The organism is Falsirhodobacter sp. 1013 (genome assembly GCF_051195255.1).
In the GTDB taxonomy this organism is placed as follows: Bacteria; Pseudomonadota; Alphaproteobacteria; order Rhodobacterales; family Rhodobacteraceae; genus Falsirhodobacter.
In genome coordinates this window covers 418,852-444,567 of sequence record NZ_JBNJLK010000002.1, presented here as the reverse complement: position 1 = coordinate 444,567, position 25,716 = coordinate 418,852, and the positions used below count along the sequence as shown (strand labels likewise).

Genomic DNA, 25,716 nt, shown 5'->3' with positions numbered 1-25,716 from the left:
CCTGCGCGTCAATAATCTGGACAAAAGAAGGACACGACCATGGACGACACCATCCCCTCCCTTTCGCAGCCCGACGCGCTTCTGGCGCTGATGATCGCCGTTTCCGCCTCGCACGGGGCGGTGGAAACGTCGGAACTGGTCGCGATCCAGCAGATGCTGAACCATCTGCCCGTCTTTGCCGAATACGACATCGACCGTCTGGGCAACGTGGCCCGCGTCGTGTTCGACCTGTTCAACGAGGAGGACGGGCTGGACGCGCTGTTCGCCCTGGTGCGCGCCGCGCTGGACGAACGCCTGTTTGAAACGGCCTATGCCCTGGCCTGCGACGTGGCCGCCGCCGACGGCCGCCTGTATCAGACCGAACTGCGCCTGCTGGAGGAGATCCGCGAGGAGTTGCGGCTGGACCGCCTGCACGCCGCCGCGATCGAACGCGGCGCCCGCGCCCGCCACGCCCGCCTTCAGGCCTGAGCGACCCACGCCTCGATCAGGCGGCTTTGCAGGATGCGCGCGTTGCGCGTCCATGCGGCCCCGCCGACGGGGCGGGCTTCCTCGTCCGAATCCAACCCTTCGCGCCGCGAAAGGTCCGCGCAATAGATGGCGAAGACACGCTCCACCCCGCCCGCGCTGACATAGCCCACCAACCCCGACGCGAAGTTGAGCGTGCCGGTCTTGCCCTTGATGCGGATCGCGTCCGACAGGCGTTCGCGGCCATTGGCGTCGAACAGCCCCTCGTTCTTCATCAGGCCGCGCAGGTAGCGCCCGTTCGGATCGGCCTGCGCCAGGGCCAGCGCGTGCACCATCTGCGCCGGGGCCACGCGCGACCGGCCCGACAGGCCCGAATGGTCGCGCAGGTCCATCGCCACGCCGTACTTGGCCGCGGCCCACTGGCTCATCGCCGCGCCCGAGGCCGCCAGCGACCCTTGGCGCGAGGCGGTCAGCCCCACGGCCTCGGCCGACATGTTGTTGGAATATTCCAGCATGTCGGACAGGATTTCGGTCAGCGGGCCGCTGGCATGGGTGGCCAGCACCGTCCCGGACGGGGCCGAACGGGTGACCACCGGCTGCGGCAGCGCGACACCGTGGCGCGCGGCCAGCCAGCGGAACACCTCGGCCGTGTAATCGTCGGGATGGCGCACCGGCAGCCAGCGGTTGCCCCCGCGGCCCAGCGCGGCCGAGGCCACCGTCCAGTTGTCGATCCCCTGCCCGGACGAATAGGTGTAGGCCGGGCTGCTGCGTCCCACGACGCGCATCCGCGACATCGTCACCGGCGGCACCACGCGGCCCGACCGCGCATCAAGGCTGGCCCCCGCACCCCCCGCGCCCCAGCGGAAATAGACGCGGTTGAAGTTCAGGTTCAGCCCCGAGATGGCGGCGTTGTAGTTCGCGCCCACCGGCTGCTGCGGGTCGATCTGCGCGATCAGCGGCAGCGCCCCGCCATAGGCCATGAACCGCCCCGTCACGCCGCGGATGCCCCGCGCGGCCAGCTGCGCCGCCAGCGCGTCCAGCGCGTCCGTGTCCAGCGTCGGATCGCCTGAACCCGCCAGCCACAGATCCCCCTGCACCACCCCACCCGACACCGGCCCTGACGCCATGAGAGAGGTCGCGTAGCGGAAGCCCGGCCCCAGCCGGTCCAGCGCGTACAGCGCCGTGATCGCCTTGGCCGTGGACGCCGGCGGCAGCGTGCCGTCCCCGCCCCGGCTGTCCAGCACCCGGCCCGAGGCGTCGGCCACCACGAAGGCCACGCTGCCCGACACGCCCGAGCGCGCGATCAGCGCCTCGGCCGCGCCGGTGCTGGTCAGGCGCACCGGCGGGCGGGGGGATACGGCGGGGGCACCGGCACATCCGGGCACCGCGGCGATGGCGGCCAAACCGCCCATGATGAAACGTCTGGAGATCATGTGTCGGACGCTATCCAAGCCTGTGTTTCCGCGCTAGCCCCATTCGCCACGCGCCCGGATCGCGGTGGAGGAGACGTCCACCATCGGCAGGTCCGCGAAGGCCCAGGCGGGCGCGTCCGCATGGCCCAACCGCTCCGGTGCGGTTCGGCAGTTGCCGAAGGCCCGCGCCGCACGCCCCAGCCGCCCCTGCACGCCCCACCCCGGACGCGCCAGGACCCCGATCGGCACCGTCTTCATGATCCAGCGCCAGTCGTCCCAGCGGTGGAACTGCACGAGGTTGTCGGCCCCCATCAGCCACACGAACCGCACCCCCGGATAGCGCCGTCGAAGGGCCCGCAGGGTCTGGGCGGTGTGGCGCGTGCCCAGCCGCGCCTCGAGGTCCGTGACGGCCACGCGGGGGTGGCGCATCAGGGCGCGCGATCGGTCCAGACGTTCCTGCATCGGGCGGGGGCCCTTGGCCTTCAGGGGGTTGCCCGGACTGACCAGCCACCACACCCGGTCCAGACCGAACCGCTTCATCGCTTCTGTCGTGATGTGGACGTGCCCCGCATGGGCCGGATCGAACGATCCCCCCAGCAGCCCGACCACCATCCCCCTGCGCGCCATCGGCCAGCCCTGCAAGACGCCCCTCCCGTTGTCCGGCGGCCAGAAACCACCCCCACATTGCCCTTGTCCAGCATTATCGCTATGTAGACGGCCAAATCCCCGAAAGATGGAACACAGCCCATGGCCTCGTACCAATTCGTCTACCACATGGAGGGCGTCTCCAAGACCTATCCCGGCGGCAAGAAGGTGTTCGAGAACATCCACCTGAACTTCCTGCCGGGCGTGAAGATCGGCGTCGTCGGCGTCAACGGCGCGGGGAAATCCACGCTGCTGAAGGTCATGGCCGGCCTCGACAAGGACTTCCAGGGCGAGGCATGGGCCGCCAAGGACGCCCGCGTCGGCTATCTTCCGCAGGAACCGCAGCTGGACGAGGCGCTGAACGTCCGCGCCAACGTCATGGAAGGGGTCGCGGCCAAGCGCGCCATCCTGGACCGCTACAACGAACTGGCCATGAACTACTCGGACGAGACTGCCGAGGAGATGGCCGCCCTTCAGGACCAGATCGACGCCCAGAACCTGTGGGAACTGGACAACACCGTCGACATCGCGATGGAAGCCCTGCGCTGCCCGCCGGACGATGCCGACGTGTCCACCCTGTCGGGCGGGGAACGCCGGCGTGTCGCGCTCTGCAAGCTGCTGCTGGAAGAGCCGGACATGCTGCTGCTGGACGAACCGACCAACCATCTGGACGCCGAAACGATCGCCTGGCTGCAAAAGCACCTGATCGAATACAAGGGCACCATCCTGACGGTCACCCACGACCGCTACTTCCTGGACGACATCACGTCCTGGATCCTGGAGCTGGAGCGTGGCCGCGGTCTGCCGCACGAAGGCAACTACTCCTCCTGGCTGGAAGCCAAGGCCAAGCGCATGGCGCAAGAGGCCCGCGAGGACAAGTCCAAGCAGAAGGTTCTGGAGAAAGAGCTGGAATGGATCCGCGCCGGCGCGAAAGCCCGTCAGGCGAAATCCAAGGCCCGTATCTCGGCCTACAACAAGCTGGCGGACGAATCCGTCAAGGATCTGGTCGGCCGCGCGCAGATCGTCATCCCGCATGGCCCCCGTCTGGGCGGCAAGGTGATCGAGGTCGAGAACCTGTCGAAAGCCATGGGCGACAAGCAGCTGATCGAGAACCTCTCGTTCATGCTGCCCCCCGGCGGCATCATTGGCGTCATCGGTCCGAACGGCGCGGGCAAGTCCACGCTGTTCAAGATGCTGGTCGGGCAGGAACAGCCGGATTCCGGCACCGTCACGCTGGGCGACACCGTGAAGCTGGCCTTCGTGGACCAGTCGCGTGATTCGCTGAACCCCGACGCCAACGTGTGGGAGGAGATTTCCGGCGGGGCCGAGGTGATCGAACTGGGCGACGCTCAGGTGAACTCGCGCAACTACGTGGGCTCGTTCAACTTCAAGGGCACCGACCAGCAGAAGAAGGTCGGCCTCCTGTCGGGCGGGGAACGCAACCGCGTCCACCTGGCCAAGCTGCTGAAATCGGGCGGAAACGTCCTGCTGCTCGATGAACCGACCAACGATCTGGACGTGGAAACGCTGCAGGCGCTGGAAGCGGCGATCGAATCCTTCGCCGGTTGCGCGGTCATCATCAGCCACGACCGCTTCTTCCTCGACCGTCTGTGCACGCACATCCTGGCATTCGAAGGCGACGCCCATGTCGAGTTCTTCGAAGGCAACTTCGAGGATTACGAGAAGGACAAGATCCGCCGCCTCGGCCCGGACGCGGTGAACCCGAAACGCGTGAAGCACAAGAAGTTCACTCGTTAACGTTAACTTAAGCTCTATCGGCACACGACGCTTGCGCGATTTGTTTTTCGTGCTAGCGTCGTGTGTGCGACGTTACCCTTTATCGACCTGTCCTTTGCGGCCACAGCGACTCGATCTTGCTCTGACTTAGCCACGCCGTCGCATGACGCGGACGGTCCCGGAACAGGAGACACTCACGATGGCCAAAGGCACCGTGAAATGGTTCAACGCCACCAAGGGCTTCGGCTTCATTGCCCCCGAAGGTGGAAGCAAGGACGTGTTCGTCCACATCACCGCGCTGGAGCGTGCGGGCATCCGTTCGCTGGATGATGGCCAGGCTGTGACCTTCGACGTCGAAGCCAGCCGTGACGGCCGCGAATCCGCGGTCAACATCCAGCTCGCCTGAATTTCAAAGGCGCGGCTTCGGTCGCGCCTTTCCTCCTGCCCGGTCCTTGCAGCACCGGGCCTGCCATGCGACACAGCCGGCCGTCCGACCCCGGAGGTTTCATGTCGCGCCCCAATATCCTGATCCTGATGGTCGACCAGCTGAACGGAACGCTGTTTCCCGACGGTCCGGCCGATTTTCTGCACGCCCCGAACCTGAAGCGGCTGGCCGAACGGTCGCTGCGGTTCACGAACACCTATACAGGATCGCCCTTGTGCGCCCCGGCGCGGGCCAGCTTCATGTCCGGCCAGTTGCCGTCGCGCACGCGGGTCTATGACAACGCGGCCGAATTCGCCTCCGACATTCCGACCTACGCCCACCACCTGCGCCGTGCAGGCTACCAGACCTGCCTGTCCGGCAAGATGCATTTCGTCGGCCCCGACCAGATGCACGGGCTGGAGGAGCGCTTGACGACCGACATCTACCCCGCAGACTTCGGCTGGACGCCGGACTATCGCAAGCCCGGCGAACGGATCGACTGGTGGTATCACAACCTCGGCTCCGTTTCGGGCGCCGGAGTGGCGGAGATCACCAACCAGCTGGAATACGATGACGACGTGGCGCATCAGGCGATCCAAAAGCTCTATGACCTGTCGCGCGGGGCGGACGACCGCCCCTGGTGCCTGACCGTCAGCTTCACCCACCCCCACGATCCCTATGTCGCGCGCCGAAAATACTGGGACCTGTACGAGGATTGCCCGCAGACCGAGCCGCCCGAAACCATCCCCTATGACGACATGGACCCGCATTCCCAGCGCCTGTGGGACGCCTGCGACACCGACAACGCCACGGTCACCGACGACATGATCCGCCGCGCCCGCCGCGGCTATTTCGCCAACATCTCCTATGTCGACGACAAGATCGGAGAAATCCTGAACGTGCTGGAGGCGACTCGGCAAGAGGCGATCATCGTTTTCACCTCCGACCATGGCGACATGCTGGGCGACCGGGGGCTGTGGTTCAAGATGAACTTCTTCGAAGGCTCCTCCCGCGTGCCGCTGATGATCGCGGGCGTGGCGACGGGCCGGATCGACACGCCGGTGTCCACCATCGACGTGACGCCGACACTCTGCGACCTCGCCGGCATCTCCATGGCCGAGATCATGCCCTGGACCGACGGCACCACCCTTCTGCCCATCGCCGAAGGTGAGGCGCGCCAGCCCGTTCCCATGGAATACGCCGCCGAAGGCAGCATCGCCCCGCTGGTCGCCATTCGCGACGGTCGCTGGAAATACATCCGCTGCGAGGTTGATCCCGAACAGCTGTATGACGTCGTGGCCGACCCGGCGGAACGCCGCAACCTGATCGACGCCCCAGAGGCGGCGGAAGCGCTGGCCGCCCTGCGCGAACAGGCCGACCACCGCTGGAACCTTTCCCAGTTCGACGCGCAGGTGCGTGAAAGCCAGGCGCGCCGCTGGATCGTGTACGAGGCACTGCGTCAGGGCGGATATTATCCGTGGGACTACCAGCCCCTGAAGAAGGCGTCCGAACAATACATGCGCAACCACATGGACCTGAACATCCTTGAGGACAGCAAGCGCTTCCCCCGGGGGGAGTGATCAGCGGTCCACATGCCCAAGGTCGCGATCGGGCCACACCCGGTCGCGCACCAGCTGCTTCAGCGCCTTGCTGTCCGGAAACCCGCCGTCGCGCTTGCGGTCCCAGACCAGCTCGCCATCCACGGTGATGGTGAAGATCCCGCCTGTGCCCGGCACCAGCGTGACCGACCCGATGTCCTGCCCGAAGCTTTGCAGCAACTCCTGCGCCATCCAGGCGGTGCGCAGCATCCAGTTGCATTGCGTGCAATAAGTGAAGGTGATGGCGGGGGCGGTCATGCCAGCCCCCTCCCCTTCAACAGCGGCTCCACCCCCGGCATCCGGCCACGGAAGGCGGTGTAAAGCGCTTCGGGATCCTGCGACCCGCCGGCCGACAGGATGTGTTTTTCCAGCTTCTTCGCCACGGCGGGATCAAACGCGTCCCCCGCCTCGGTGAAGGCGGCAAAGGCGTCGGCGTCCATCACCTCCGACCACATGTAGCTGTAATAGCCGGACGAATAGCCGTCGCCCGAGAAGACGTGGCTGAAATGCGGCGTCGCGTGGCGCATGCGGATCGGCTTCGGCATGCCCAGTTCGGCCAGAACCTCGGCCTGTTTCGCCATCGGATCGGCGGGCGCCGGTCCCTCATGGAACGCCAGATCCACCATGGCCGAGGAGACGTATTCCACCGTGGAAAACGCCTGATCGTAGGTGCCCGCCGCCAGCAGACGCCCCATCAGGTCCTGCGGCATCGCCTCGCCCGTCCGGTAATGGCGCGCGTGTTTCGCCAGAACCTCCGGCACCTCCAGCCAGTGTTCGTACAGCTGGCTGGGCAACTCCACGAAGTCCCGCGCGACGGATGTGCCCGAGATGAAGCCATAGGTCACGTCCGACAGCATCTGGTGCAGCGCGTGGCCGAATTCGTGGAACAGCGTGCGCGCGTCGTCATAGGACAGAAGGCTCGGGTTGCCCTTGGCGAAGTTGCACACGTTCATCACGATGGGCGCCTGCACGCCGCCCAGCTTGCGCTGCGTCCGCATCGCCGTGCACCACGCCCCCGACCGTTTCGACCCGCGCGCGAAATAGTCGCCGATGAAGACCGCGATGTGTTGGCCCTCCCGCGTCACCTCCCACGCCCGGGCGTCGGGGTGGTACAGCGGCACGTCCAGCACCTTGAACTGCAACCCGAACAGGCGGCTGGCCACGTCGAACGACGCCTCGATCATCGCCTCCAGAGAGAAGTACGGCTTGATCGCCGCCTCATCCAGATCATGCTCCGCCATCCGGCGCTTTTCGGAATAATAGCGCCAGTCCCACGGTTCCAGATCCCCGTTGATGCCGTCCGCGTGCATCATCCGGGCCAGCACGGCGGCGTCCACCTCCGCCTTTTCGCGTGCGGGCTGCCAGACGCGCATCAGAAGGTCGCGCACGGCGTCCGGCGTCTTCGCCATCTCCGGCTCTAGCTTGTAGGCGGCGAAGCTGGCATAGCCGAGGAGGTTCGCCCGCTCCTCCCGCAGGGCCAGGATCTCGGCCGCGATGGCGCGGTTGTCGGCGGCGTTGCCGTTGGCGCCGCGCGCCGTCCACGCCTCATAGGCGATGCGGCGCAACGCGCGGTTCGGGGAAAACTGCAGGAACGGCACGATGAGCGAGCGGTTCAGCGTCAGCACATGCCCGTTGCGTCCACGCTCTGCGGCGGCAGCGGCGGCCGTTTCAACCACGAAATCCGGCAGGCCCGCCAGTTCATCGTCCGACAGGGCGCGGAACCAGTCCCGCTCCTCGGCCAGAAGGTTCTGGCTGAACTGGGTGCCCAGCACCGCCAGCCGGGCCTTCACCTCGGTCAGGCGCGCGGCCTCGGCCCCGCCCAGACGCGCGCCGGCCCGCACGAACATGCGGTGATACAGCTCCAGAACGCGCGCTTCCTCGTCGTTCAGGCCCAGCTGGTCCTTGGCCTGCCACAGCGCGTCGATCCGCAGGAACAGCGGCCGGTTGTTGATGATCTCGGACGAAAAGGCCGACATCTTCGGCGCCAGATCGCGCTGAAGGTCTTCGCGCGCCTCCGTGCTGTCGGCGCCCGACAAGGGATAGAAGACGCCCCCCACCCGGTCCAGCGTCCCTTCGGCCAGTTCCAGTGCCTGGATGGTGTTGGCAAAGCTGGGCGGGGCGGGATCCGCGGCAATGCGGGCGATGTTGGCCCGCGCCTCGGCCATGGCGGCGTCGAAGGCGGGGGCGAAATCCTCGTCCCGGATCGCGTCGAAGGGGGGCAGGCCGAAGGGGCCGGTCCAGTCGGTCAGCAGCGGGTTCGCTTGGGCGGTCATGGGCATCTCCTTTGCCCATGAAGCTAGTCAGCGGGGCCGGGAACCGCCAGCCCCCGGGTTACGCCCCTTGGGTCACGCGGTTCACATGGCCCATCTTCCGGCCCGGACGCGCCTCGGTCTTGCCATACAGATGCAGGGCCGCGCCACGTTCCGCGGCGATGTCGGGCACGCGCAGGATGTCGTCGCCGATCAGGTTTTCCATCACCACGTCCGAATGCCGCCCACCATCGCCCAAGGGCCAGCCGGCCACCGCGCGGATGTGCTGCTCGAACTGGTCCACTGCGCAGCCGTTCTGCGTCCAGTGGCCGGAATTGTGCACGCGGGGCGCGATCTCGTTCACGATCAATCCGTCCGTCGTCACGAACAGCTCCACCCCCATGACACCTACGTAATCAAGGGCGTTGAGGATCTGCGCCGCCATCAGCACCGCGTCCGACCGGCGGTTGGGCGTCAGGCGCGCGGGGATCGTCGTCGTGTGCAGGATGCCGTCGCGATGCACATTCTCACCCGGGTCATAGGCGGCGACCGCGCCGTCCAGCCCGCGCGCAGCGATGACCGACACTTCGTGGCTGAAGGTCACGAAGCCTTCCAGCACGGCCGGCGCGCCGTTCATGGCGGCCAGCGCCGCCCCGGCATCCTCGGGCACCATGATGCGCGCCTGGCCCTTGCCGTCGTAACCGAAGCGCGTGGTCTTCAGAATGGCGGGCGTGCCCACGGCGGCAATGGCGGCGGCCAGATCGTCGGCGTTGTTCACCGCGTGATAGGGCGCGACCTTCAGGCCCAGACCCGACAGGAAGTCCTTTTCCACCAACCGGTCCTGGCTGGTCGCCAACGCGCGGCGGTTCGGGCGGATCGGCAGCGCCGCTTCCAGCACGTCCAGCGCGGCGGTGGGAATGTTCTCGAACTCATAGGTGATGACATCCACGGCGGCGGCGAAGGCGCGCAGCGCGTCGTGGTCGTCATAACTGGCCGTGGTCACCGCATGGGCAACATCCGCGGCGGGCGGGTTGGCCGCCGGTTCGAAGATGTGGGTGCGGAAGCCCAGACGGCTGGCCGCAACCGCCAGCATGCGGCCCAACTGCCCGCCGCCAAGAATGCCGATCGTTCCACCGGGTTTCAGGGTCATTCCTGCGGCTCCTCGGGGATGGAGGCGGAGAGGGCTTCGCGCCAGGCGTCCAACCGCTGCGCCAGTGCCGGATCGTGGACGGCCAGGATTCCCGCCGCCATCAGCCCCGCATTGGCCGCGCCCGCCGCCCCGATGGCCATGGTCGCCACCGGGAAGCCCTTGGGCATCTGCACGATGGAATACAGGCTGTCCACGCCCGACAGCGCCTTCGTCTGCACCGGAACGCCCACCACCGGCACGCGCGTCTTGGACGCCATCATGCCCGGCAGATGCGCCGCCCCGCCCGCGCCCGCGATGATGACCTTCAGGCCACGGCCCGCCGCTTCTTTCCCGTAGGTCCAAAGGCGGTCCGGCGTCCGGTGGGCCGACACGATCTTCGCTTCATAGGAGATGCCGAGTTCGTCCAGAATCGTGGCCGCCTCCTTCATCGTCGGCCAGTCCGACTGGCTTCCCATGATGATCCCGACATCCACGCCCATGGCGATCCCCCGTTGCTGAAAGCGCGCATCATACAGCGGTGCCGCCCGCCCGCAATGGCGTCAGGCGATGATGTCGGGGATCAGGTCGTCCTCGATCCGCGTGATCTCGTCCTTCAGGGCCAGCTTGCGCTTTTTCAGGCGACGCAGCTGCAAGGGATCGGGCGCGGGCTGGGTTTCCAGCGCAAGGATCGCGTCGTCCAGATCCCGGTGTTCGCGCCGCAGAACGCCGACGCGGATTCGCAGCACATCTTCCTGTTTCAGTTCGGTCGGGGCGTTCATGGCAAACTCGGGCTGTGGTGCGGCCATCCTATCCGATGGTCCGGAAAATTGCGCGGGAATTTTGCGCGGCAGGTCCAAGACTTGCGCCCCTGTGCCCCGCATCCCATATTGATCGGGAAGGCGCCGGACGGGCCTTTGCGATTTGTCGCTTCCAGCAAGGGCAAAAGACATGACGAAACTGAGCTTTGGGGCGCACCCCCATCTTCTGGGCTTCGAACAGCTGGAACGGCTGGTCGAACGTACCTCCAAGACCGAAGGGTATCCCCCCTTCAACATCGAGGCCGTGGCCGAAAACGTCTACCGCATCACTCTGGCCGTGGCCGGCTTTCGCGACGCGGACCTTTCGATCACGGTGGAGGATCGCCAGCTGGTGATCCGGGGCCGCCAGCCCGACGATCAGGATCGCCGGGTGTTCCTGCACCGCGGCATCGCGGGCCGCGCCTTCCAGCGCAGCTTCGTTCTGGCCGAAGGGGTGGAGGTGGCGGGCGCCGATCTGGATCACGGCCTGCTACATGTCGACCTGCGCCGCACGGTTCCGGACACGATCGTTCAGACCATTCCCATCCGCACCGCCGCCAAAGCTGAAGGAGAGTCCAAATGAACACCCCCCAATCGCCCGGCGATCGTCTGGTCTATGTCCGGCCGGTGCTTGTGGCCGAACTTCCGCAGGACGTGCAGGATCAGGCCGAAGGCCTCGACACGCTTTACGCGCTGCACAGCGCGGACGGCGAACAGCTGGCGCTGGTGAAGAACCGGCACATGGCGTTCCAGCTTGCGCTCCAGAACGACCTTGCCCCCGTCAACGTCCACTGAGGTCAACGTCCACTAGAAAGCAGGCCCCCGCTTCCGGGGGCCTTTTCTTCAGGCCAGAACCGCCTGCACTTCCCAAGCCTTCAGGCAGGTCCGCGCGGTCGGGCCATAGGCGTCCGGACCGTCAGCCAGTTCGGGGAAGATGCCCACGATCTCGTCCCACTGCGCGTTCAGCACCGAAGCGCCGTACTGGCCCGGGTGGAAGCTTTCCGTCCACACGCCGCCCGAACGCACGATCTGGTGCTGGTCGAACATGATGTGCACATAGGTGACCGTGTCGCACGCCACCTGGCGGATCGTCGTGTCGTTGACCATGTGCTTGGCCGCGGCCAGAACCTGCGAGTCGCCGCTCATCAACTCGGCGCGCCAGCCTTCCAGAAGCATCCGGTGCTGCGGAGAGACGCGAAGCTCTTCCACGTTGCCCAGCGCGCCCGGCGCCACGCAGATCGGCGCCATGGCGCCCTGACCGGGGATGGTGCGTCCGCCGACCCAACGCAGCGGCTGCGCGCCGTTGTCCAGCGTCGTGACCAGATCACCGACGCGAAGATCCTCGACTTTGCGGGGGCCTTCGGGCGTGTCGATCAGCGTGCCGGCGGTGAAGCACGGCATCAGCTGTTCGTCGAAGCGGTCGATCGGTGCCTTGGTGTCCAGCAGGTTCAGCAGCGCGTGCTTGCCCAAGGTCAGCTCTCCGAACGAACCGGGGGTGGCGCCCTCGGGGATATCCTCGTCGGCGATCCGGACCATGTAGGTCTTGTCGGTCATCAGGAAGACATATGCCGTGACCTTCGTCGGCACGCCGTCGATTTCCAGCGTGCTGCCACGATAGGCATAGATCTCGTCCAGCTTCTTCGATTCGCCGTCGATCTCGATCCGGTCGCCGTTCGTGGTGTCGCGGGGGAAGAATCCGAACTGGTTCTGCTCGCTCAGCTCGCCGTCGCGGTTGCCGTCATGGAACGACAGGTCGGTATAGGTGCTGCCGGCATCGATCTTGAGGCCTTCGCCCCGGTTGGCTTCGAAGAAATCAACGCCACCGCCGAAACCGTCCGGCCACTTGTCACCGCTGTACCAGCCCCAGCTGGCGGTATCGGCTGCAGACTGACCACCGTTCCCGCAGTCGGGATTCTTAAACCACATCACTCGTCTCCGTAAAAGAGTTACGGATTAGCGAATGGCTAACTTATACAGCGGAAAAAGGGCCAAACCTGGCCCTTAGCATGTCTTTATTAAACAATTGTAAAATGAAGACTTTTACTAAAAGTGCGCCGTGTCGATGCCCGCAAGCCAGCGTTCGGCGTCCAGAGCCGCCATGCAGCCCATTCCGGCGCTGGTGATGGCCTGACGGTAGACGTGATCCGTCAAGTCCCCCGCCGCAAACACCCCCGGAATGGACGTCCGCGTCCCGCCGGCTTCCACCTTCACATATCCGTCAGAGTGAAGCTCCAACTGATCCCGGACGAGTTCCGACGCCGGAGAATGCCCGATTGCGACAAAGAAGCCGTCGCAGGGAATCACCCGCTCCGCCCCGTCGCGGACATCCTTCACCCGCACGCCCGTCACGCCCAGCGGCCCCTCGGTTCCCAGAACCTCCTCGACCGTCGAATGCCAGGCTAGCTCAACCTTGGGGTGATTGAAAAGCCTGTCTTGCAGGATTTTCTCGGCCCGCAGCGTGTCGCGGCGGTGAATAAGCGTCACCTTGCTGGCGAAGTTGGTCAGGAACAGCGCTTCCTCCACGGCCGTGTTGCCGCCGCCGATCACTACGACCTCTTTCCCGCGATAGAAGAAGCCGTCGCAGGTCGCGCAGGCCGACACGCCGAAGCCCTTGAACTTCTCCTCGCTTTCCAGCCCCAGCCATTTCGCCTGCGCCCCGGTGGCCAGGATCACCGCATCCGCCGTGAAGGTCGTGCCGCTGTCGGCCGAGGCGGTGAAGGGCCGCTTCGACAGGTCCAGATCGGTGATGTAGTCGGTGATGATCTCTGCCCCCATGGCGCGGGCATGCTCCTCCATTCGCACCATCAGGTCGGGGCCCTGCACATGGGTGTCGCCGGGCCAGTTCTCCACCTCGGTGGTGATGGTCAGTTGGCCGCCGGGCTGAAGACCCTGAACCAGGATGGGTTTCAGCATGGCGCGCGCCGCATAGACGGCCGCCGTATACCCCGCCGGTCCCGAGCCGATGATCAGAACCTTGCTGTGCCGCGTTTCGGCCATGAGGATGCCCTTTCGATGATGCTGGCCCGATATAGGCGAGGCGCCGACACGCGAAAACCCCCGCCATGGGCGCGACAGAATATTGCGCATGGCGCGCGCCACTTGTAATGTCCGGCCATCACGAACGGAGACTTGCATGGCCGGATCGAAGCTCGATCCCATTGACCGACAGATCCTGGCAGAACTTCAGGCCGACGGTCGAATCACCAATGTCGAACTTGCCCGCCGCGTGGGCATTTCCGCCCCGCCCTGCCTGCGCCGGGTCCGCGCGCTGGAGGAAGCGGGCTATGTGCGCGGTTATCACGCGCAGATCGACCCTCGCCAGATGGGGTTCGAGGTGCAGGTCTTCGCCATGGTGCGCCTGCACAGCCAGGCCGAACGCGATCTTTCCGCCTTCGAGGAGCATTGCCGCTCCCTGTCCCTCGTCCGCGAATGTCACATGCTGAACGGAGAGATCGACTTCATCCTGAAATGCGTCGCCCCGGATCTGAGCACGTTCCAGACGTTCCTGACGCAACATCTCACCAGCGCCGCGAACGTGGCCAGCGTGAAGACCAGCCTTGTCATCCGCGGGGCCAAGGACGAACCCGGCGTGCCCTTCGACGTGCTGGAGGCGCGGATCAAAGCCGGATCGTCGCGATAAGGCGACCGTAGTCGGCTTCCTTCGCATGGGTGGTGCGGCGGAAGGAATAGAAGCGGTCGGGGTCGGAATAGGTGCAATGGCCGGTCCATTCCGCCTCGGCCCCCGCCGCGCGCAGACGCGACAGGCCAAAGCCCGGAAGGTCGAACAGCAGCCGGTCCCCCTGCCCTTGCGCGAAGAAGCGGGAATATTCCTCGTCCTCGGCCATGAAGGTGTCCAGCAGCTCGGGTCCCACCTCATAGGCGCGCTGGCTGATGCAGGGGCCGATCACGGCCGTGATGTCCGTGGCGCCCAAATCGCGCATCGCCTGCACCGTCGCCTCCAGCACGCCGCCGATCGCGCCTTTCCAGCCGGCATGGGCCGCGCCGATCACGCCGGCCTTGGCGTCCGCCAGCAGGACGGGCTGGCAATCGGCCGTCAGGATCGACAGGACCACCCCCGGCCGGTCCGTCACCATCGCGTCCGCCGCGGGCGTGCCCTCGAACGGCGCCGTTACCACGGTGGCGGAATGGATCTGGTTCAGCGTGCGGATGCCGTCGGCCGGCACCTCCATCGCCTTGGCCACGCGCGCGCGGTTGATGCCCACGACCTCGGGCATGTCGCTGCTGCCATAGCCGCAGTTCAGCCCCGCAAACACGCCCGAGGAAGCGCCCCCCTTTCGGGTGAAGAAGCCGTGGTGCAGCGGATGCAGCGCGCGCGAAGTGATGATGTCCAGCGTCATGCGAACCCCGGTGGTGGTGGTGCGGCGGGCGGCGTGATCGCCAGCGCCTTGAACAGTTCACCCATCTGCGCGGGATCGGTCAACCGCTCCAGCGCCGAAAGATGGGCGGGGGCGTCGCCCCGCGCGGCCAACCGCTCGGCCCGCAGCCCGATGCCCAGCGCGGCCAGAAGCCGCCCTTGCGTGGTGTAGTGATGGGTGCAGGGTGCTGCGGCCAGCGCCAGCGCCTCGAAATCCACATGCGCCGTCAGGTCGGCCCGCCCGGGGGCCGCGAAGGGATCGGCAAAGGCATGGCCCGACAGCGCCTGGAACGTGTCGCCGCGGGACCGCCAGCCGCCGTAGTCCACGATCAGCGCCAACCCGCCCTGCGCCACGCGTGCGGCGACGGCTTCCATGATGGGGATGGCCTGAGGGCAGATCTCCACCACATCCCCATCCTGCGTGTCGTCCAGCCGGTAGGCCAGGGACTGAAGGGTCAGCGGGGCAGACAGGCCCAATGTAAGGTCCGGCCCCACCATCCGCTCGCGCCAACCCGCGCTGTCCCGGACGAACTGACGGATGGGCAAGGCGTCGAAGAACTCGTTGGCGACCAGAAACAGCGGCCCGTCCGGCAGGTCGTGCACCGTCTCCACATGCCGCGCAGGCACCCGTTCGGCCTGCAAGGCGCGCAGGCGCGGGCTCGCCTCCACCATCACCAGATCGGCGGCGGCGTGAAAGCCCGGAACGCCCTTCGTGGCGCGCAGGATGTCGGCCATCAGCGTGCCACGACCGGGGCCCAGCTCCGCCAGCGTGAAGGCGCCGCCCCCCTGATCCAGCCAGACCTGCGCCAAGCACAGGCCCAGCATTTCGCCGAACATCTGGCTGATCTCGGGCGCGGTGGTGAAGTCGCCTGTCGTCCCGAACGGCTCCCGTGTGGTGTAATAGCCGTGTTCGGGATGCAGCAGGCATTCGGCCATGTAGTCGGCCAGCGTGATCGGCCCCGTCTGCGCGATGCGGCGCGCCAGAAGATCCCCCAGCGGCGTCACGCCCGCCGCGCCCGCCCGATCAGCCACAGCCCCACCGCGATCATCGGCAGCGACAGCGCCTGCCCTTGCGTCAGGCCATAGCCGCCGATCTGCCAGGCCAGGCCCAGAGGGTTCCCCTCGGACACGAACTGTGCGTCCGGCTGGCGCACGAATTCGACCAGGAAGCGCGACACGCCATAGCCCGCGATGAAGATCCCGCAGATCGCCCCCGGCCATTTCAGCCAATGGCGGCGCAGGATCAGCAGCCAGATCAGCGCGAACAGAAGGATGCCTTCCAGCCCCGCCTCGTACAGCTGCGAGGGGTGGCGCGCGCAGACGCCCGTCACCTGGCCGCAATCCTGCGCGGCTTCTCCCGGGAAGGCCACGCCCCAGGGCAGGGTCGTGGGACGGCCCCACAGCTCGGCGTTGATAAAGTTTGCGATGCGGCCGAAGAACAGCCCCGGCGGCACCGCCAGCGCCATCATGTCGGCCACCGACAGCTTCGGCGCCCCTTCGCGCGTGCTGAAGATCCAGACCGCCGTCACCACGCCAAGGAAGCCGCCATGGAAGGACATGCCCCCCTGCCAGACCTGAAGGATCTGGCCCGGATGGCTCAGGTAATAGCCCGGTTCATAGAACAGCACGAAGCCCAGCCGCCCGCCCAGCACCACGCCAAGGATCACCCAGGTCAGCAAGCGCTCCACCTGCTCGGCCGTCATGGGGGCGGTGTCGGCGGGCCAAAGCTTCGGGCAGGCGATGGCGCGGCGCACCACCCACCAGCCCAGCAGCAGCCCCGCGATGTAGGCCAGCGCGTACCAGCGCAAGGAAAAGGAGAACCCGCCGAGGCTCAGCGTGAAGATCTCGGGCGAAATGTCCGGGAAGGGGATGTAGCTCATGGCACCTCGGGGGTTTTGCCGCTTTGTCCGGTGCGGCGGCAGGGTTGTCAACCTTGGCCCGTGCCGCCATATCATGTCCCAGCCAACAGGAGATGCCATGACCGCGCGATCCAAATTCCTCGACGACATGTCGCAGTTGATGACCAATGCGATGGGCGTGGCCCAGGGCGCCAAGTCCGAGGCCGACACCGCCTTCAAGGGCATGGTCGACCGCTGGCTCGCGGACCGCGACCTCGTGACGCGGGAAGAGTTCGAGGCCGTCCGCCTGATGGCCACCAAGGCTCGCGCCGAGAACGAGGCCCTGTCCGCGCGCATCGCCGCGCTGGAGGCCAAGCCGGTCGCCGAGTGACCGGCCCCCGGCTGGCGGTCCGCGCCCTGATCCTGGACGAACAGGACCGCCTGCTGATCGTGAACGCGTGGCCCGGGGGCGTGTCCGACCTCTGGACCGCGCCGGGCGGCGGGGTGGAACGTCACAGCGCCCTGCCCGACAACCTGATCCGCGAGGTGCATGAGGAGACGGGCCTGACCGTGTCCGTCGGCGCACCGGTTCTGGTGAACGAATTCCACGACCCGCAGGGCAGCTTCCACCAGGTGGACATCTATTTCCGCTGCACGCTGGTGGATGGCACCCTGTCAGACGACTGGCGCGATCCGGAAGGCGTGGTGACCGAACGCCGCTGGGTCACGAGGAAGGAACTGGCGGCCCTGCGCGTGAAGCCTGACAGTCTGGCCGAGGCCGCATGGGGCGACCGGATGATCTATGATCCGTTGGAGCCGATCATCCGCTGAACCCCAAGCGTGCCGATCACTGCCAGCGCAAGGGGAAGGAGCGGAACCGCCCCCAGAACCAGCGCCGCCCCGACCAGCGCCAAGGGCGCCAAGGCCGGGAGCCGCAGCCAGCCCCAGCCCCAGCCTGCGACCCCCACGATCAGCCCGGCGACAAGGGCGCAGACCAGCGCGTCGGCCCGCAAGGGCGGCAGGTCGTACATCAGGACCAGTGCGATTGGCACGCTCAGGATCAGGTGGCTGGCGTGCCGCACCAGCGCGCTGCCCCGCCGCATCAGAACCGCCTGCGCCCCGAACCCGATGCCGGCCAGCGCAAAGACAGGCGACCAGAGCAGGCCCAGCGGAACGGCTGTGATCAACGCGAAGATCCAAACGGTCGCAGGGACGGGTTCCCGCAGCACCACCCGTGCCGCCGGAAGCGTCAGCGCGGCGGCCGCCGGAATGACCACAACGGCCCATCCCGCCGGGGCCTTGGCAAAGGCCAGTGCACCCACCCAAAGGAGGCAGGCCGCCGCCCCCGTCACGGAGGCGACATCCACGGAAAGCTTGGGGCGCAGGCCGGTTCGCTTGCGGCGCAGCAAGAGCCCCAGCCACATGGACGCGGCCGCCACGGCCAGAACCGTGCCAGCCAGCGCCCGCGGGTCCGCCCCGTTGTTCAGCGCCATCCGGAACAGGACCGGCAGCGCCGCGATGGCAAAAACCGAAAGGATCAGGAGCGCAGGCCCGTCTGCTGCAGCAGACCCTTGCGCTTGGCCTCGTAGTAGTAGCCTTTGGAGTACCACTCCACCGCCTTGTCCTGGCTGCCATTCGACACCATCCAGGCCCCGCGCAGATACTTCATCGCGTAGGTCAGGTTGGTTTCAGCGTCCAACAGTTCCGTCGGCTCTCCGCGGAAGCCCATGATGCGGGCGGTGGACGGGGCGATCTGCATCAGGCCGTAATAGGTGCCGTTGCGGGCGGCCGGGTTGTAGGTGCTTTCGCGCTTCACCACGCGGTGCGCCAGGCTGCGCGGAACGCCGTAGCGGTCGGCGTAATCGTCGACCATGCGCGACACTTCGGCGCGACCGGCGGGCATCGCCAGATCGGGTGCTGCCGCACGGGACACCTCGCCCCCTCCTCCGCAGGCCGCAAGGCCAAGGATCAGCGTCAGGGCAAGGGTGGTGCGCAGCATCTTCACGTCCCGAAGTTGTTATCGTTGGTGAAGTGCTAGCGGGCCGACATGCGTTCGGGCAAGCGCAGGTTCCCGCTGTCAACCCGCATGGGCGGAATCCCGCGCAAACGAAAAGGGGCGCCCCGAAGGACGCCCCCTGATTTCCGAAAGGAAACCGCAGCTTACATCATGCCGCCCATGCCGCCCATGTCGGGCATGCCACCGCCGGCCGCTTTCGGCTCCGGCTTGTCGGCGATCATGGCTTCCGTGGTGATCAGCAGCGAAGCCACCGATGCCGCATCTTCCAGCGCCGTGCGGACGACCTTCGCGGGGTCGATCACGCCAAAGGCGAACATGTCGCCATACTCTTCGGTCTGGGCGTTGAAGCCGAACTTCACGTCGTTCGATTCACGGATCTTGCCGGCAACCACCGAACCGTCCACGCCCGCGTTCTGGGCGATCTGGCGCAGCGGGGCTTCCAGCGCGCGGCGCACGATGGCGATACCCGCGTTCTGGTCGGAGTTCGCACCCTCGACGCCTTCAAGCGACTTGCCGGCCTGGATCAGGGCGACACCACCACCCACGACAACGCCCTCTTGGACGGCCGCGCGGGTTGCGTTCAGAGCGTCATCGACGCGGTCCTTGCGCTCTTTCACTTCCACTTCGGTCATGCCGCCGACGCGGATCACGGCAACGCCGCCAGCCAGTTTGGCCACGCGCTCTTGCAGTTTTTCCTTGTCGTAGTCCGAGGTGGTTTCCTCGATCTGCGTGCGGATCTGTGCCACGCGAGCCGAAATCTCGGCCTTGTCGCCAGCGCCGTCGACGATCGTGGTGTTGTCCTTGGTGATCGTGACCTTCTTGGCCGAGCCGAGCATGTCGATCGTGACATTTTCCAGCTTCATGCCAAGGTCTTCGGAGATCACCTGGCCACCGGTCAGGATCGCGAGGTCCTGCAGCATGGCTTTACGACGGTCGCCGAAGCCCGGAGCCTTGACGGCGGAGATCTTCAGGCCGCCGCGCAGCTTGTTGACGACCAGCGTGGCCAAAGCCTCGCCTTCGACGTCCTCGGCGATGATGATCAGCGGCTTTTGCGACTGGATCACGGCTTCCAGCAGCGGGACCATCGGCTGCAGCGACGAGAGTTTCTTCTCGTGCAGCAGGATCAGCGCGTCGTCCAGTTCCGCGACCATCTTGTCGGGGTTCGTGACGAAGTAGGGCGACAGGTAGCCGCGGTCGAACTGCATGCCTTCGACGACTTCGGTTTCGGTCTCGAGGCCCTTGTTCTCTTCGACGGTGATGACACCCTCGTTGCCGACCTTCTGCATCGCGTCGGCGATCTGACGACCGATTTCGGCTTCGCCGTTGGCGGAGATGGTGCCGACCTGTGCGACTTCAGCCGAATCCGTGACCGGACGTGCCGCTGCCTTGATCGCCGCAACGACCTTGGTCGTCGCGAGGTCGATGCCGCGCTTCAGGTCCATCGGGTTCATGCCGGCGGCCACGGCCTTCAGGCCGTCCTTGATGATGGCCTGTGCCAGCACCGTTGCCGTCGTGGTGCCGTCGCCGGCTTCGTCGTTGGTGCGGGAAGCGACTTCCTTCACCATCTGGGCGCCCATGTTCTCGAACTTGTCGGAAAGTTCGATTTCCTTGGCGACCGAAACACCGTCCTTCGTGATGCGCGGGGCGCCGAAGGATTTCTCGATCACGACGTTGCGGCCTTTCGGGCCCAGCGTCACCTTCACGGCGTCTGCAAGAATGTTTACGCCGCGCAGCATGCGGTCGCGGGCATCGGTATCGAACTTGACGTCCTTGGCCATTGGATTGCTCCTGTCAGTCTAATTACGTTGGGAAGGGCGAAGGCTCAGGAAAGAATCCCGAGGATGTCGCTTTCCTTCATGATCAGCAGCTCTTTGCCGTCGATCGTCACTTCGGTGCCGGACCATTTGCCGAACAGGATGCGGTCGCCGGCTTTCACCGACGGTGCGATCAGCTCGCCCGAGTCCTTGCGCGCGCCTTCACCGACCGAGACGATCTCGCCTTCGGAGGGCTTTTCTTTCGCGGAATCGGGGATGATCAGCCCGCCCTTGGTCTTTTCGTCGCCTTCGATGCGGCGGACCAGAACACGATCATGCAGCGGTTTGAATGCCATCTGGAAGCTCCCTCAGGATCCATGTTGAATGCCTTTAGCACTCACCCATCGGGAGTGCTAACGAACCGGAAGCTATGCAGCCCGTCGGGACCTGTCAACGGGAATCCTGCGAAATTTTGATGACGGCGGACAAAGAAAAACGCCGGAAGCAAGGGCTTCCGGCGTTCTTCGAGGGAACGGATGACGCTCAGGCGCGGGCGTTGTGCATCTTGGGCATCTGGGCGGGGTTGATGCCCAGCAGGCGCAGGTCAGACGCGGCCGGCTCGCGGCGGGATTCCAGCGACACCTTGATGCGGTGCACGGCGCCCAGAAGGGCAAAGAAGGAACCGATGCGGGCGACCAGGCCCGACGCGGGGGCGGTGGTGTGCAGGGGGGCGGCGATGTTCATGTTCATGGCGGTCTCTCCGATCTGGACCCTATGTCCTTCGTTGCCCACAAGATGCCCATTGCACCCCTTGCCCACAACGGCGGAAAGGCGAAGACCCGGCATGCGCCCGGTGCATAGGCCGTGCCGAAAGCGCCGCAAAAACGGGCGGGTGACAAGGCGGCGGGTGCGTCCTATAGATTTTGCAACGCGTCAATGCAGGATGATTTCCCATGCTCAAGGTCTTCGGCCACAAATCCCCCGACACCGACACCACCGCCTCGGCCATCATCTGGGCCTGGTACCAGTCGGAAATGCGCAACACTCCGGCCAAGGCCTTCGTACAGGGCACGCCCAACACCGAGGCACTGTTCGTGCTGAAGCACTGGGACGCGCCCGTGCCGGAGCAACTGGACCTCGCCGCTGGCGACCAGGTGGTGATCGTCGACACGAACAACCCGGCCGAACTGCCCGACACCATCGGCGACGCCTCCATCACGGCGATCATCGACCACCACCTGCTGGTGGGCGGCCTGAAGACGAAAACGCCGATCGACATCACGATCCGTCCCCTCGCCTGCACGGCGACCATCATGTACGACCTGATGGGCAGCGCCGTCGAACGCGCCCCCCGCCACATCCAGGGGCTGATGCTGTCCTGCATCCTGTCGGACACGCTGGAATTCCGCAGCCCCACGACCACGCCGCATGACCGCGCCGTGGCCGAGGAACTGGCCCGTACCCTGCGCATCAACATCGCCGCACACGCGGCCGACATGTTCGCCGCGAAATCCGACGTGTCCGCCTTCTCCGAGGTGGAGCTGCTATGCATGGACAGCAAGGAATACACCGTCGGCGGAAAGGAACTCCGGATCTCGGTTCTGGAAACCACATCGCCCGGGCAGATCCTGTCGCGCAAGGAGGCGCTGGTCGCCGCCATGCCGGGCGTCGCAGCCAAGGACAAGGCCGACCAGGTCCTGCTGTTCGTGATCGACATCCTGAAGGAGGAAGCCACCCTTCTGGTCCCGAACGACCTGGTGAAGACCATCGCGGAAAAAAGCTTCGGCGTCACCGTCACGGGCGACACTGTCGTGCTTCCGGGCGTGATGAGCCGCAAGAAACAGATCATCCCGATGCTGGCCGTCTGATGGCCCGGATCGTCAACTCGCTGGCCGAACTGGGCCAATACCGCGCGCTGTTCTGCGACATCTGGGGCTGCCTGCACAACGGCGTGGCGCCCTTCCCCGACGCCGTGGCCGCCCTCCGGGCGTTCCGGGCCAAGGGCGGGATCGTGATCCTCGTCTCGAACTCCCCCCGCCCCGGGCGGTCGGTGGCGGCGCAGCTGGACGGCATGGGCGTTCCGCGCGACTGCTGGGACGACATCGCCACCTCGGGCGATGCGGCGCAGTTCGCGATGCTGACGGGCGAGGTGGGCCGCCGCATCCACCACATCGGCGCCCCCAAGGACGAGACGTTCTTTTCGGACCTGTCGGACGATCTGAAGGCCGTGGCCGAAAGCCAGCCCGCCATCACCCGCGTCCCGCTGGAGGAGGCGGAGGGCATCGTCTGCACCGGCCTGTTTGACGACATGACCGAAACGCCCGACGATTACATGGACGTGCTGGAACAGGCCAAGGCGCGCAACCTGCGCCTTTTGTGCGCAAACCCGGACATCGAGGTGGACGTGGGCGAGCGCCGCGTCTTCTGCGCGGGCGCCATCGCGCTGGCCTATGACCGGATGGGCGGCGACAGCCTGTATCTGGGCAAGCCGCACGCTCCGATCTACGACCTGGCCCGCCGGCGTCTGGCTGCCTTTGCCGACGTGACGGACGCGCAGACGCTGTGCGTGGGCGACGGCATCCTGACGGACGTGCAAGGCGGGCTGAACCAGAAGATCGACTCGCTCTTCATCACCTCGGGCCTCGCGGCCGGGCACTTTGGCGATGACACCGCCAATCCCGACGCGACCCTGCTGGACCGCTGGATTCTGGAACAGACGCTGGAGCCGACCTGGGCCATCGGGCATCTGCGCTGACTTGCAACTGCCACCCCCCTGCGCGATAGGGGGGTAAGCATGAGCGGACACGTGACGATGAACATCCACAGGCATTGGCGAAACCTTCCGACCAAAGCGCGGCGCGCCTCGGCCGCGATGGGCAATTTCGACGGGCTGCATCTGGGCCATCAGGCCGTGATCGACCTCGCGCGCGGTTCGCCCCCCCTTGGCGTCGTCACGTTCGAGCCGCACCCGCGCGAGGTATTCGCCCCCCACCTGCCCCCCTTCCGCCTGATGAACGCCGAAAGCCGCGCCAACCGGCTGGCAAAGCTGGGCGTGCAACACCTGTTCGAACTGCCTTTCGACACGGACCTTGCCGCCCTGCCGCCCGAGGATTTCGTGCGGGAGGTTCTGGTGGAAGGCCTCGGCGTGTCCCGCATCGTGGTGGGCAGCGATTTCTGCTTTGGCCGCAGACGGTCGGGCAACGCGCTGGCGCTGGCCGCCATGGGCCGCGATCTGGGGTTCGAGGTGACGATCGCGGAACTGGTCGGGCTGGAAGGGAACCAGATCTCCTCCACCGCGATCCGCAAGGCTTTGAGCGAGGGGGACCCCCGTCTCGCCTCCGCCATGTTGGGCCATTGGCACCGGATCGAGGGCGAAGTGCTGCACGGCGAAAAGCGCGGGCGTGAACTGGGCTATCCGACCGCGAACATGTCGCTAAAGGGCCTGCACCTGCCGCGCTTTGGTGTTTATGCGGTGCTGGTGGACGTGCTGACGGGCCCGCAGGCCGGCCGCTACAAGGGCGCGGCCAGCCTTGGCGTGCGCCCCATGTTCGACGGAGAGGTGCCGAACCTTGAAACCTTCTTGTTCGACTTCACGGGCGATCTCTACGGCCAGCACCTGTCGGTCGCGCTGGTCGACTACCTTCGGCCGGAACTGCGCTTCGACGGGCTGCCCGCCCTGATCGCGCAGATGGACGCCGATTGCCTTCGGGCCCGCGAATGTTTGTCGGGGCTTTGACATCCCGCCCCGCAACCCCCACTTGGGCCCCATGATGCGCGACAAATTCTGGGAAACCGTGAAGCTGAAGAACATGACGCCCCAGGAATGGGAAGCGTTGTGCGACGGCTGCGGCAAATGCTGCCTGAACAAGATCGAGTTCGAGGACACGAACGAGATCGCCTTCACCCGGGTGGCCTGCAAGCTTTTGGACGGCACCAGCTGCTTTTGTTCGAAATATGAAACGCGGCGCGATTACGTGCCCGACTGCGTGCAGCTGACCCCGAAGAAGCTGCCCGAGATCGCCTACTGGCTGCCCAAGACCTGCGCCTATCGCCGGCTGCACGAAGGCAAGCCCCTGCCCGACTGGCATTATCTGGTCACCGGCGATCGCGAATCTATCCACAAGGCGCAGGCCTCGGTGCGGGGGTGGACAGTGCCCGAATATCAGGTATCCGAAGACGACTGGGAAGATTACCTGATCGAGGAGACCCCCTGATGTTCTTCGCCTCCGACAACGCCTCGGCCGTGCCGCCGCAGGTTCTGGACGCCCTTGTCCGCTGCAATGAGGGCTACGAGATGCCCTATGGCAATGACACGGTGATGGACCGCGTCCGCGCCCGCCTGCGCGAGGTGTTCGAGGCGCCGGAGGCCGCGGTTTATCTTGTGGCCACGGGAACGGCGGCCAATTCGCTGTCGCTGGCCCTGCTGACGCCGCCTTGGGGTGCCGCACTGTGCCACACGCTGGCTCATGTGCAGGTGGACGAATGCAACGCCCCCGAGGCGTTCATGAATGGCGGCAAGCTGATCACCGTGCCGGGCGACGATGGCCGCATCGACCCGGCCGCGCTGAAGGCCACGCTGGACCGGCTGGTTCCCGCATCGGTCCACAACGCGCAGCCTTCGGCCCTGACGCTGACCAACACCACTGAACTCGGCACCGTCTACACCCCTGACCAGATCGCGGAATTGACAGGTCTGGCCAAGGCCGCCGGTCTTGCCACCCACATGGACGGGGCGCGCTTTGCCAACGCCCTCGTCTCCACCGGCGCGACGCCGGCGGAGATGACGTGGAAGGCCGGCATCGACGTGCTGTCCTTCGGCGGCACCAAGAACGGGCTGATGGGCGTCGAAGCCGTGATCCTGTTCGACCCTGCCCGCGCGCGTGAATTCGAATTGCGCCGCAAGCGCGGGGCGCACCTCTTCTCCAAGCACCGGTATCTTTCGGCGCAGATGGATGCGTATCTTGAGGGTGATCTTTGGCTGGATCTGGCGCGCCGCGCCAACGCCTCTGCCGCGCGGCTGGCTGCGGGGATCGAGGCGCTGCCGGGCGGCCGCCTGATGCATCCGGTGCAGGCCAACATGCTGTTCGCGGAATTCCCTGCTGCCGGCCACACCCGCGCCACCGCGGCGGGCGCCGTGTTCTACAACCTGCGCGACCTGAACGGCGGATCGAACCTTGGGGCGCGGCTTGTCACGTCGTGGTCCACGACCGAGAATGAGGTCGATACTTTCCTATCACATCTGCGGGGATAGGCGTTCCCGCCACGGGCATTGAGTG

General features: G+C 66.2%; 31 protein-coding genes. 14 read left to right on the top strand and 17 right to left on the bottom strand.

The genetic code is table 11. The annotated features are described in order from the left end of the window. Positions 1–39 precede the first annotated feature (39 nt). Positions 40–468, top strand: a complete 429-nt coding sequence (locus tag ACSHZY_RS05860; RefSeq protein WP_435166703.1) for a tellurite resistance TerB family protein — start codon at positions 40–42, stop codon at positions 466–468. Here ACSHZY_RS05860 and dacB read toward each other — a convergent pair. Next, positions 459–1,898: a D-alanyl-D-alanine carboxypeptidase/D-alanyl-D-alanine endopeptidase gene (gene dacB / locus ACSHZY_RS05855; RefSeq protein WP_435166700.1), complete on the bottom strand. Its 1,440-nt coding sequence runs from the start codon at positions 1,896–1,898 to the stop codon at positions 459–461. The two genes, ACSHZY_RS05860 and dacB, sit on opposite strands and share 10 nt — an antisense overlap. Before the next feature lie 33 nt (positions 1,899–1,931). Next, the gene (locus tag ACSHZY_RS05850) at positions 1,932–2,504 is read right to left on the bottom strand and encodes a nicotinate-nucleotide adenylyltransferase (RefSeq protein ID WP_435166697.1); all 573 of its coding nucleotides are present in this window, start codon (positions 2,502–2,504) and stop codon (positions 1,932–1,934) included. Between the two features lie 120 nt (positions 2,505–2,624). Between ACSHZY_RS05850 and ettA the strand changes: the two genes are divergently transcribed. The 3 genes from ettA to betC all read left to right on the top strand — a co-directional run bounded on the left by ettA (position 2,625) and on the right by betC (position 6,263). Then, positions 2,625–4,280: an energy-dependent translational throttle protein EttA gene (ettA, locus tag ACSHZY_RS05845; RefSeq protein ID WP_435166695.1), complete on the top strand. Its 1,656-nt coding sequence runs from the start codon at positions 2,625–2,627 to the stop codon at positions 4,278–4,280. A 178-nt stretch (positions 4,281–4,458) separates the two neighbouring features. Further along, positions 4,459–4,665 (top strand): cold-shock protein, encoded by a 207-nt coding sequence (locus ACSHZY_RS05840; RefSeq protein WP_271974546.1) that lies wholly within the window; start codon positions 4,459–4,461, stop codon positions 4,663–4,665. 101 nt (positions 4,666–4,766) lie between these two features. Then, a complete protein-coding gene (betC, locus tag ACSHZY_RS05835; RefSeq protein WP_435166691.1) occupies positions 4,767–6,263 on the top strand; it encodes a choline-sulfatase in 1,497 nt (498 codons plus the stop codon). Here betC and ACSHZY_RS05830 read toward each other — a convergent pair whose 3' ends face one another. Genes ACSHZY_RS05830 through ACSHZY_RS05810 form a run of 5 tightly spaced genes read right to left on the bottom strand, consistent with a single transcriptional unit; the run spans position 6,264 to position 10,438 of the window. Further along, the gene (locus ACSHZY_RS05830) at positions 6,264–6,539 is read right to left on the bottom strand and encodes a SelT/SelW/SelH family protein (RefSeq protein ID WP_435166688.1); all 276 of its coding nucleotides are present in this window, start codon (positions 6,537–6,539) and stop codon (positions 6,264–6,266) included. Next, on the bottom strand, positions 6,536–8,554 hold the full coding sequence (locus tag ACSHZY_RS05825; protein ID WP_435166685.1) for a M3 family metallopeptidase: 2,019 nt from the start codon (positions 8,552–8,554) through the stop codon (positions 6,536–6,538). The genes ACSHZY_RS05830 and ACSHZY_RS05825 overlap by 4 nt, the downstream gene beginning before the upstream one ends. A 58-nt stretch (positions 8,555–8,612) precedes the next feature. Further along, positions 8,613–9,680: a 5-(carboxyamino)imidazole ribonucleotide synthase gene (locus ACSHZY_RS05820; protein ID WP_435166682.1), complete on the bottom strand. Its 1,068-nt coding sequence runs from the start codon at positions 9,678–9,680 to the stop codon at positions 8,613–8,615. Next, positions 9,677–10,159, bottom strand: coding sequence for a 5-(carboxyamino)imidazole ribonucleotide mutase (purE, locus tag ACSHZY_RS05815; RefSeq protein ID WP_435166679.1), 483 nt, complete (start codon positions 10,157–10,159; stop codon positions 9,677–9,679). Before purE ends, ACSHZY_RS05820 begins: the two co-directional genes overlap by 4 nt. 60 nt (positions 10,160–10,219) lie before the next feature. Beyond that, the gene (locus ACSHZY_RS05810; protein ID WP_435166949.1) at positions 10,220–10,438 is read right to left on the bottom strand and encodes a YdcH family protein; all 219 of its coding nucleotides are present in this window, start codon (positions 10,436–10,438) and stop codon (positions 10,220–10,222) included. 169 nt (positions 10,439–10,607) lie between these two features. Here ACSHZY_RS05810 and ACSHZY_RS05805 point away from each other — a divergent pair, with 169 nt between their 5' ends. Then, positions 10,608–11,039, top strand: coding sequence for an Hsp20 family protein (locus ACSHZY_RS05805; protein ID WP_435166676.1), 432 nt, complete (start codon positions 10,608–10,610; stop codon positions 11,037–11,039). Continuing rightward, complete coding sequence (locus ACSHZY_RS05800; RefSeq protein WP_435166673.1) at positions 11,036–11,251, top strand: DUF1150 family protein; 216 nt, start codon at positions 11,036–11,038, stop codon at positions 11,249–11,251. The genes ACSHZY_RS05805 and ACSHZY_RS05800 overlap by 4 nt, the downstream gene beginning before the upstream one ends. 48 nt (positions 11,252–11,299) lie before the next feature. On the opposite strand, the gene ACSHZY_RS05795 is transcribed toward ACSHZY_RS05800, so the two are convergent. Both ACSHZY_RS05795 and trxB read right to left on the bottom strand, forming a co-directional pair. Further along, entirely contained in the window at positions 11,300–12,382 is a 1,083-nt protein-coding gene (locus tag ACSHZY_RS05795) for a Hint domain-containing protein (protein ID WP_435166670.1), read from the bottom strand. Positions 12,383–12,499: 117 nt separating this feature from the next. After that, on the bottom strand, positions 12,500–13,453 hold the full coding sequence (trxB, locus tag ACSHZY_RS05790) for a thioredoxin-disulfide reductase (RefSeq protein WP_435166667.1): 954 nt from the start codon (positions 13,451–13,453) through the stop codon (positions 12,500–12,502). 136 nt (positions 13,454–13,589) lie between these two features. Here trxB and ACSHZY_RS05785 point away from each other — a divergent pair, with 136 nt between their 5' ends. Further along, positions 13,590–14,096: an Lrp/AsnC family transcriptional regulator gene (locus ACSHZY_RS05785; protein WP_271974564.1), complete on the top strand. Its 507-nt coding sequence runs from the start codon at positions 13,590–13,592 to the stop codon at positions 14,094–14,096. Here ACSHZY_RS05785 and pgeF read toward each other — a convergent pair. From pgeF to lgt, 3 genes are read right to left on the bottom strand one after another with little or no spacing between them, the layout of a single operon-like run. Further along, positions 14,074–14,814 carry a peptidoglycan editing factor PgeF gene (gene pgeF / locus ACSHZY_RS05780; protein WP_435166663.1) on the bottom strand — a complete coding sequence of 247 codons (741 nt, stop codon included), beginning with the start codon at positions 14,812–14,814 and terminating at the stop codon, positions 14,074–14,076. The genes ACSHZY_RS05785 and pgeF overlap by 23 nt on opposite strands. Continuing rightward, positions 14,811–15,836 (bottom strand): class I SAM-dependent methyltransferase, encoded by a 1,026-nt coding sequence (locus ACSHZY_RS05775; protein ID WP_435166947.1) that lies wholly within the window; start codon positions 15,834–15,836, stop codon positions 14,811–14,813. The genes pgeF and ACSHZY_RS05775 overlap by 4 nt, the downstream gene beginning before the upstream one ends. Next, positions 15,833–16,711 (bottom strand): prolipoprotein diacylglyceryl transferase, encoded by an 879-nt coding sequence (gene lgt, locus ACSHZY_RS05770; protein ID WP_435166660.1) that lies wholly within the window; start codon positions 16,709–16,711, stop codon positions 15,833–15,835. The genes ACSHZY_RS05775 and lgt overlap by 4 nt, the downstream gene beginning before the upstream one ends. 97 nt (positions 16,712–16,808) lie before the next feature. Between lgt and ACSHZY_RS05765 the strand changes: the two genes are divergently transcribed. Both ACSHZY_RS05765 and ACSHZY_RS05760 read left to right on the top strand, forming a co-directional pair. Next, entirely contained in the window at positions 16,809–17,060 is a 252-nt protein-coding gene (locus ACSHZY_RS05765; RefSeq protein ID WP_435166658.1) for an accessory factor UbiK family protein, read from the top strand. Continuing rightward, positions 17,057–17,500 (top strand): NUDIX domain-containing protein, encoded by a 444-nt coding sequence (locus ACSHZY_RS05760; protein WP_435166655.1) that lies wholly within the window; start codon positions 17,057–17,059, stop codon positions 17,498–17,500. The genes ACSHZY_RS05765 and ACSHZY_RS05760 overlap by 4 nt, the downstream gene beginning before the upstream one ends. On the opposite strand, the gene ACSHZY_RS05755 is transcribed toward ACSHZY_RS05760, so the two are convergent. The 5 genes from ACSHZY_RS05755 to ACSHZY_RS05735 all read right to left on the bottom strand — a co-directional run bounded on the left by ACSHZY_RS05755 (position 17,470) and on the right by ACSHZY_RS05735 (position 21,190). Then, positions 17,470–18,162, bottom strand: a complete 693-nt coding sequence (locus tag ACSHZY_RS05755; RefSeq protein WP_435166652.1) for a hypothetical protein — start codon at positions 18,160–18,162, stop codon at positions 17,470–17,472. The two genes, ACSHZY_RS05760 and ACSHZY_RS05755, sit on opposite strands and share 31 nt — an antisense overlap. A 44-nt stretch (positions 18,163–18,206) precedes the next feature. Then, positions 18,207–18,668: a transglycosylase SLT domain-containing protein gene (locus ACSHZY_RS05750; RefSeq protein ID WP_435166649.1), complete on the bottom strand. Its 462-nt coding sequence runs from the start codon at positions 18,666–18,668 to the stop codon at positions 18,207–18,209. A 161-nt stretch (positions 18,669–18,829) separates the two neighbouring features. Further along, positions 18,830–20,464 (bottom strand): chaperonin GroEL, encoded by a 1,635-nt coding sequence (gene groL, locus ACSHZY_RS05745; RefSeq protein ID WP_435166646.1) that lies wholly within the window; start codon positions 20,462–20,464, stop codon positions 18,830–18,832. A gap of 44 nt (positions 20,465–20,508) precedes the next feature. Beyond that, entirely contained in the window at positions 20,509–20,796 is a 288-nt protein-coding gene (locus ACSHZY_RS05740) for a co-chaperone GroES (RefSeq protein ID WP_271974578.1), read from the bottom strand. A 187-nt stretch (positions 20,797–20,983) separates the two neighbouring features. Continuing rightward, on the bottom strand, positions 20,984–21,190 hold the full coding sequence (locus ACSHZY_RS05735; protein WP_435166643.1) for a hypothetical protein: 207 nt from the start codon (positions 21,188–21,190) through the stop codon (positions 20,984–20,986). A 203-nt stretch (positions 21,191–21,393) separates the two neighbouring features. Here ACSHZY_RS05735 and ACSHZY_RS05730 point away from each other — a divergent pair, with 203 nt between their 5' ends. From ACSHZY_RS05730 to ACSHZY_RS05710, 5 genes are read left to right on the top strand one after another with little or no spacing between them, the layout of a single operon-like run. After that, complete coding sequence (locus ACSHZY_RS05730; protein WP_435166640.1) at positions 21,394–22,308, top strand: manganese-dependent inorganic pyrophosphatase; 915 nt, start codon at positions 21,394–21,396, stop codon at positions 22,306–22,308. Then, on the top strand, positions 22,308–23,195 hold the full coding sequence (locus ACSHZY_RS05725) for a TIGR01459 family HAD-type hydrolase (protein ID WP_435166637.1): 888 nt from the start codon (positions 22,308–22,310) through the stop codon (positions 23,193–23,195). The genes ACSHZY_RS05730 and ACSHZY_RS05725 overlap by 1 nt, the downstream gene beginning before the upstream one ends. A 57-nt stretch (positions 23,196–23,252) precedes the next feature. Further along, positions 23,253–24,176, top strand: a complete 924-nt coding sequence (locus tag ACSHZY_RS05720) for a bifunctional riboflavin kinase/FAD synthetase (RefSeq protein ID WP_435166944.1) — start codon at positions 23,253–23,255, stop codon at positions 24,174–24,176. Positions 24,177–24,210: 34 nt separating this feature from the next. Continuing rightward, positions 24,211–24,654 carry a YcgN family cysteine cluster protein gene (locus ACSHZY_RS05715; protein ID WP_435166634.1) on the top strand — a complete coding sequence of 148 codons (444 nt, stop codon included), beginning with the start codon at positions 24,211–24,213 and terminating at the stop codon, positions 24,652–24,654. Beyond that, positions 24,654–25,691, top strand: coding sequence for a threonine aldolase family protein (locus tag ACSHZY_RS05710; protein ID WP_435166631.1), 1,038 nt, complete (start codon positions 24,654–24,656; stop codon positions 25,689–25,691). The genes ACSHZY_RS05715 and ACSHZY_RS05710 overlap by 1 nt, the downstream gene beginning before the upstream one ends. Positions 25,692–25,716 lie beyond the last annotated feature (25 nt).

Bases quoted from the DNA above. Each gene is read 5' to 3' on its own strand.
- ACSHZY_RS05860 (WP_435166703.1), top strand. From the start codon at position 40: ATGGACGACACCATCCCCTCCCTTTCGCAGCCCGACGCGCTTCTGGCG.
- dacB (WP_435166700.1), bottom strand. From the start codon at position 1,898: ATGATCTCCAGACGTTTCATCATGGGCGGTTTGGCCGCCATCGCCGCG.
- ACSHZY_RS05850 (WP_435166697.1), bottom strand. From the start codon at position 2,504: ATGGCGCGCAGGGGGATGGTGGTCGGGCTGCTGGGGGGATCGTTCGAT.
- ettA (WP_435166695.1), top strand. From the start codon at position 2,625: ATGGCCTCGTACCAATTCGTCTACCACATGGAGGGCGTCTCCAAGACC.
- ACSHZY_RS05840 (WP_271974546.1), top strand. From the start codon at position 4,459: ATGGCCAAAGGCACCGTGAAATGGTTCAACGCCACCAAGGGCTTCGGC.
- betC (WP_435166691.1), top strand. From the start codon at position 4,767: ATGTCGCGCCCCAATATCCTGATCCTGATGGTCGACCAGCTGAACGGA.
- ACSHZY_RS05830 (WP_435166688.1), bottom strand. From the start codon at position 6,539: ATGACCGCCCCCGCCATCACCTTCACTTATTGCACGCAATGCAACTGG.
- ACSHZY_RS05825 (WP_435166685.1), bottom strand. From the start codon at position 8,554: ATGACCGCCCAAGCGAACCCGCTGCTGACCGACTGGACCGGCCCCTTC.
- ACSHZY_RS05820 (WP_435166682.1), bottom strand. From the start codon at position 9,680: ATGACCCTGAAACCCGGTGGAACGATCGGCATTCTTGGCGGCGGGCAG.
- purE (WP_435166679.1), bottom strand. From the start codon at position 10,159: ATGGGCGTGGATGTCGGGATCATCATGGGAAGCCAGTCGGACTGGCCG.
- ACSHZY_RS05810 (WP_435166949.1), bottom strand. From the start codon at position 10,438: ATGAACGCCCCGACCGAACTGAAACAGGAAGATGTGCTGCGAATCCGC.
- ACSHZY_RS05805 (WP_435166676.1), top strand. From the start codon at position 10,608: ATGACGAAACTGAGCTTTGGGGCGCACCCCCATCTTCTGGGCTTCGAA.
- ACSHZY_RS05800 (WP_435166673.1), top strand. From the start codon at position 11,036: ATGAACACCCCCCAATCGCCCGGCGATCGTCTGGTCTATGTCCGGCCG.
- ACSHZY_RS05795 (WP_435166670.1), bottom strand. From the start codon at position 12,382: ATGTGGTTTAAGAATCCCGACTGCGGGAACGGTGGTCAGTCTGCAGCC.
- trxB (WP_435166667.1), bottom strand. From the start codon at position 13,453: ATGGCCGAAACGCGGCACAGCAAGGTTCTGATCATCGGCTCGGGACCG.
- ACSHZY_RS05785 (WP_271974564.1), top strand. From the start codon at position 13,590: ATGGCCGGATCGAAGCTCGATCCCATTGACCGACAGATCCTGGCAGAA.
- pgeF (WP_435166663.1), bottom strand. From the start codon at position 14,814: ATGACGCTGGACATCATCACTTCGCGCGCGCTGCATCCGCTGCACCAC.
- lgt (WP_435166660.1), bottom strand. From the start codon at position 16,711: ATGAGCTACATCCCCTTCCCGGACATTTCGCCCGAGATCTTCACGCTG.
- ACSHZY_RS05765 (WP_435166658.1), top strand. From the start codon at position 16,809: ATGACCGCGCGATCCAAATTCCTCGACGACATGTCGCAGTTGATGACC.
- ACSHZY_RS05755 (WP_435166652.1), bottom strand. From the start codon at position 18,162: ATGGCGCTGAACAACGGGGCGGACCCGCGGGCGCTGGCTGGCACGGTT.
- ACSHZY_RS05750 (WP_435166649.1), bottom strand. From the start codon at position 18,668: ATGCTGCGCACCACCCTTGCCCTGACGCTGATCCTTGGCCTTGCGGCC.
- groL (WP_435166646.1), bottom strand. From the start codon at position 20,464: ATGGCCAAGGACGTCAAGTTCGATACCGATGCCCGCGACCGCATGCTG.
- ACSHZY_RS05740 (WP_271974578.1), bottom strand. From the start codon at position 20,796: ATGGCATTCAAACCGCTGCATGATCGTGTTCTGGTCCGCCGCATCGAA.
- ACSHZY_RS05735 (WP_435166643.1), bottom strand. From the start codon at position 21,190: ATGAACATGAACATCGCCGCCCCCCTGCACACCACCGCCCCCGCGTCG.
- ACSHZY_RS05730 (WP_435166640.1), top strand. From the start codon at position 21,394: ATGCTCAAGGTCTTCGGCCACAAATCCCCCGACACCGACACCACCGCC.
- ACSHZY_RS05725 (WP_435166637.1), top strand. From the start codon at position 22,308: ATGGCCCGGATCGTCAACTCGCTGGCCGAACTGGGCCAATACCGCGCG.
- ACSHZY_RS05720 (WP_435166944.1), top strand. From the start codon at position 23,253: ATGAACATCCACAGGCATTGGCGAAACCTTCCGACCAAAGCGCGGCGC.
- ACSHZY_RS05715 (WP_435166634.1), top strand. From the start codon at position 24,211: ATGCGCGACAAATTCTGGGAAACCGTGAAGCTGAAGAACATGACGCCC.
- ACSHZY_RS05710 (WP_435166631.1), top strand. From the start codon at position 24,654: ATGTTCTTCGCCTCCGACAACGCCTCGGCCGTGCCGCCGCAGGTTCTG.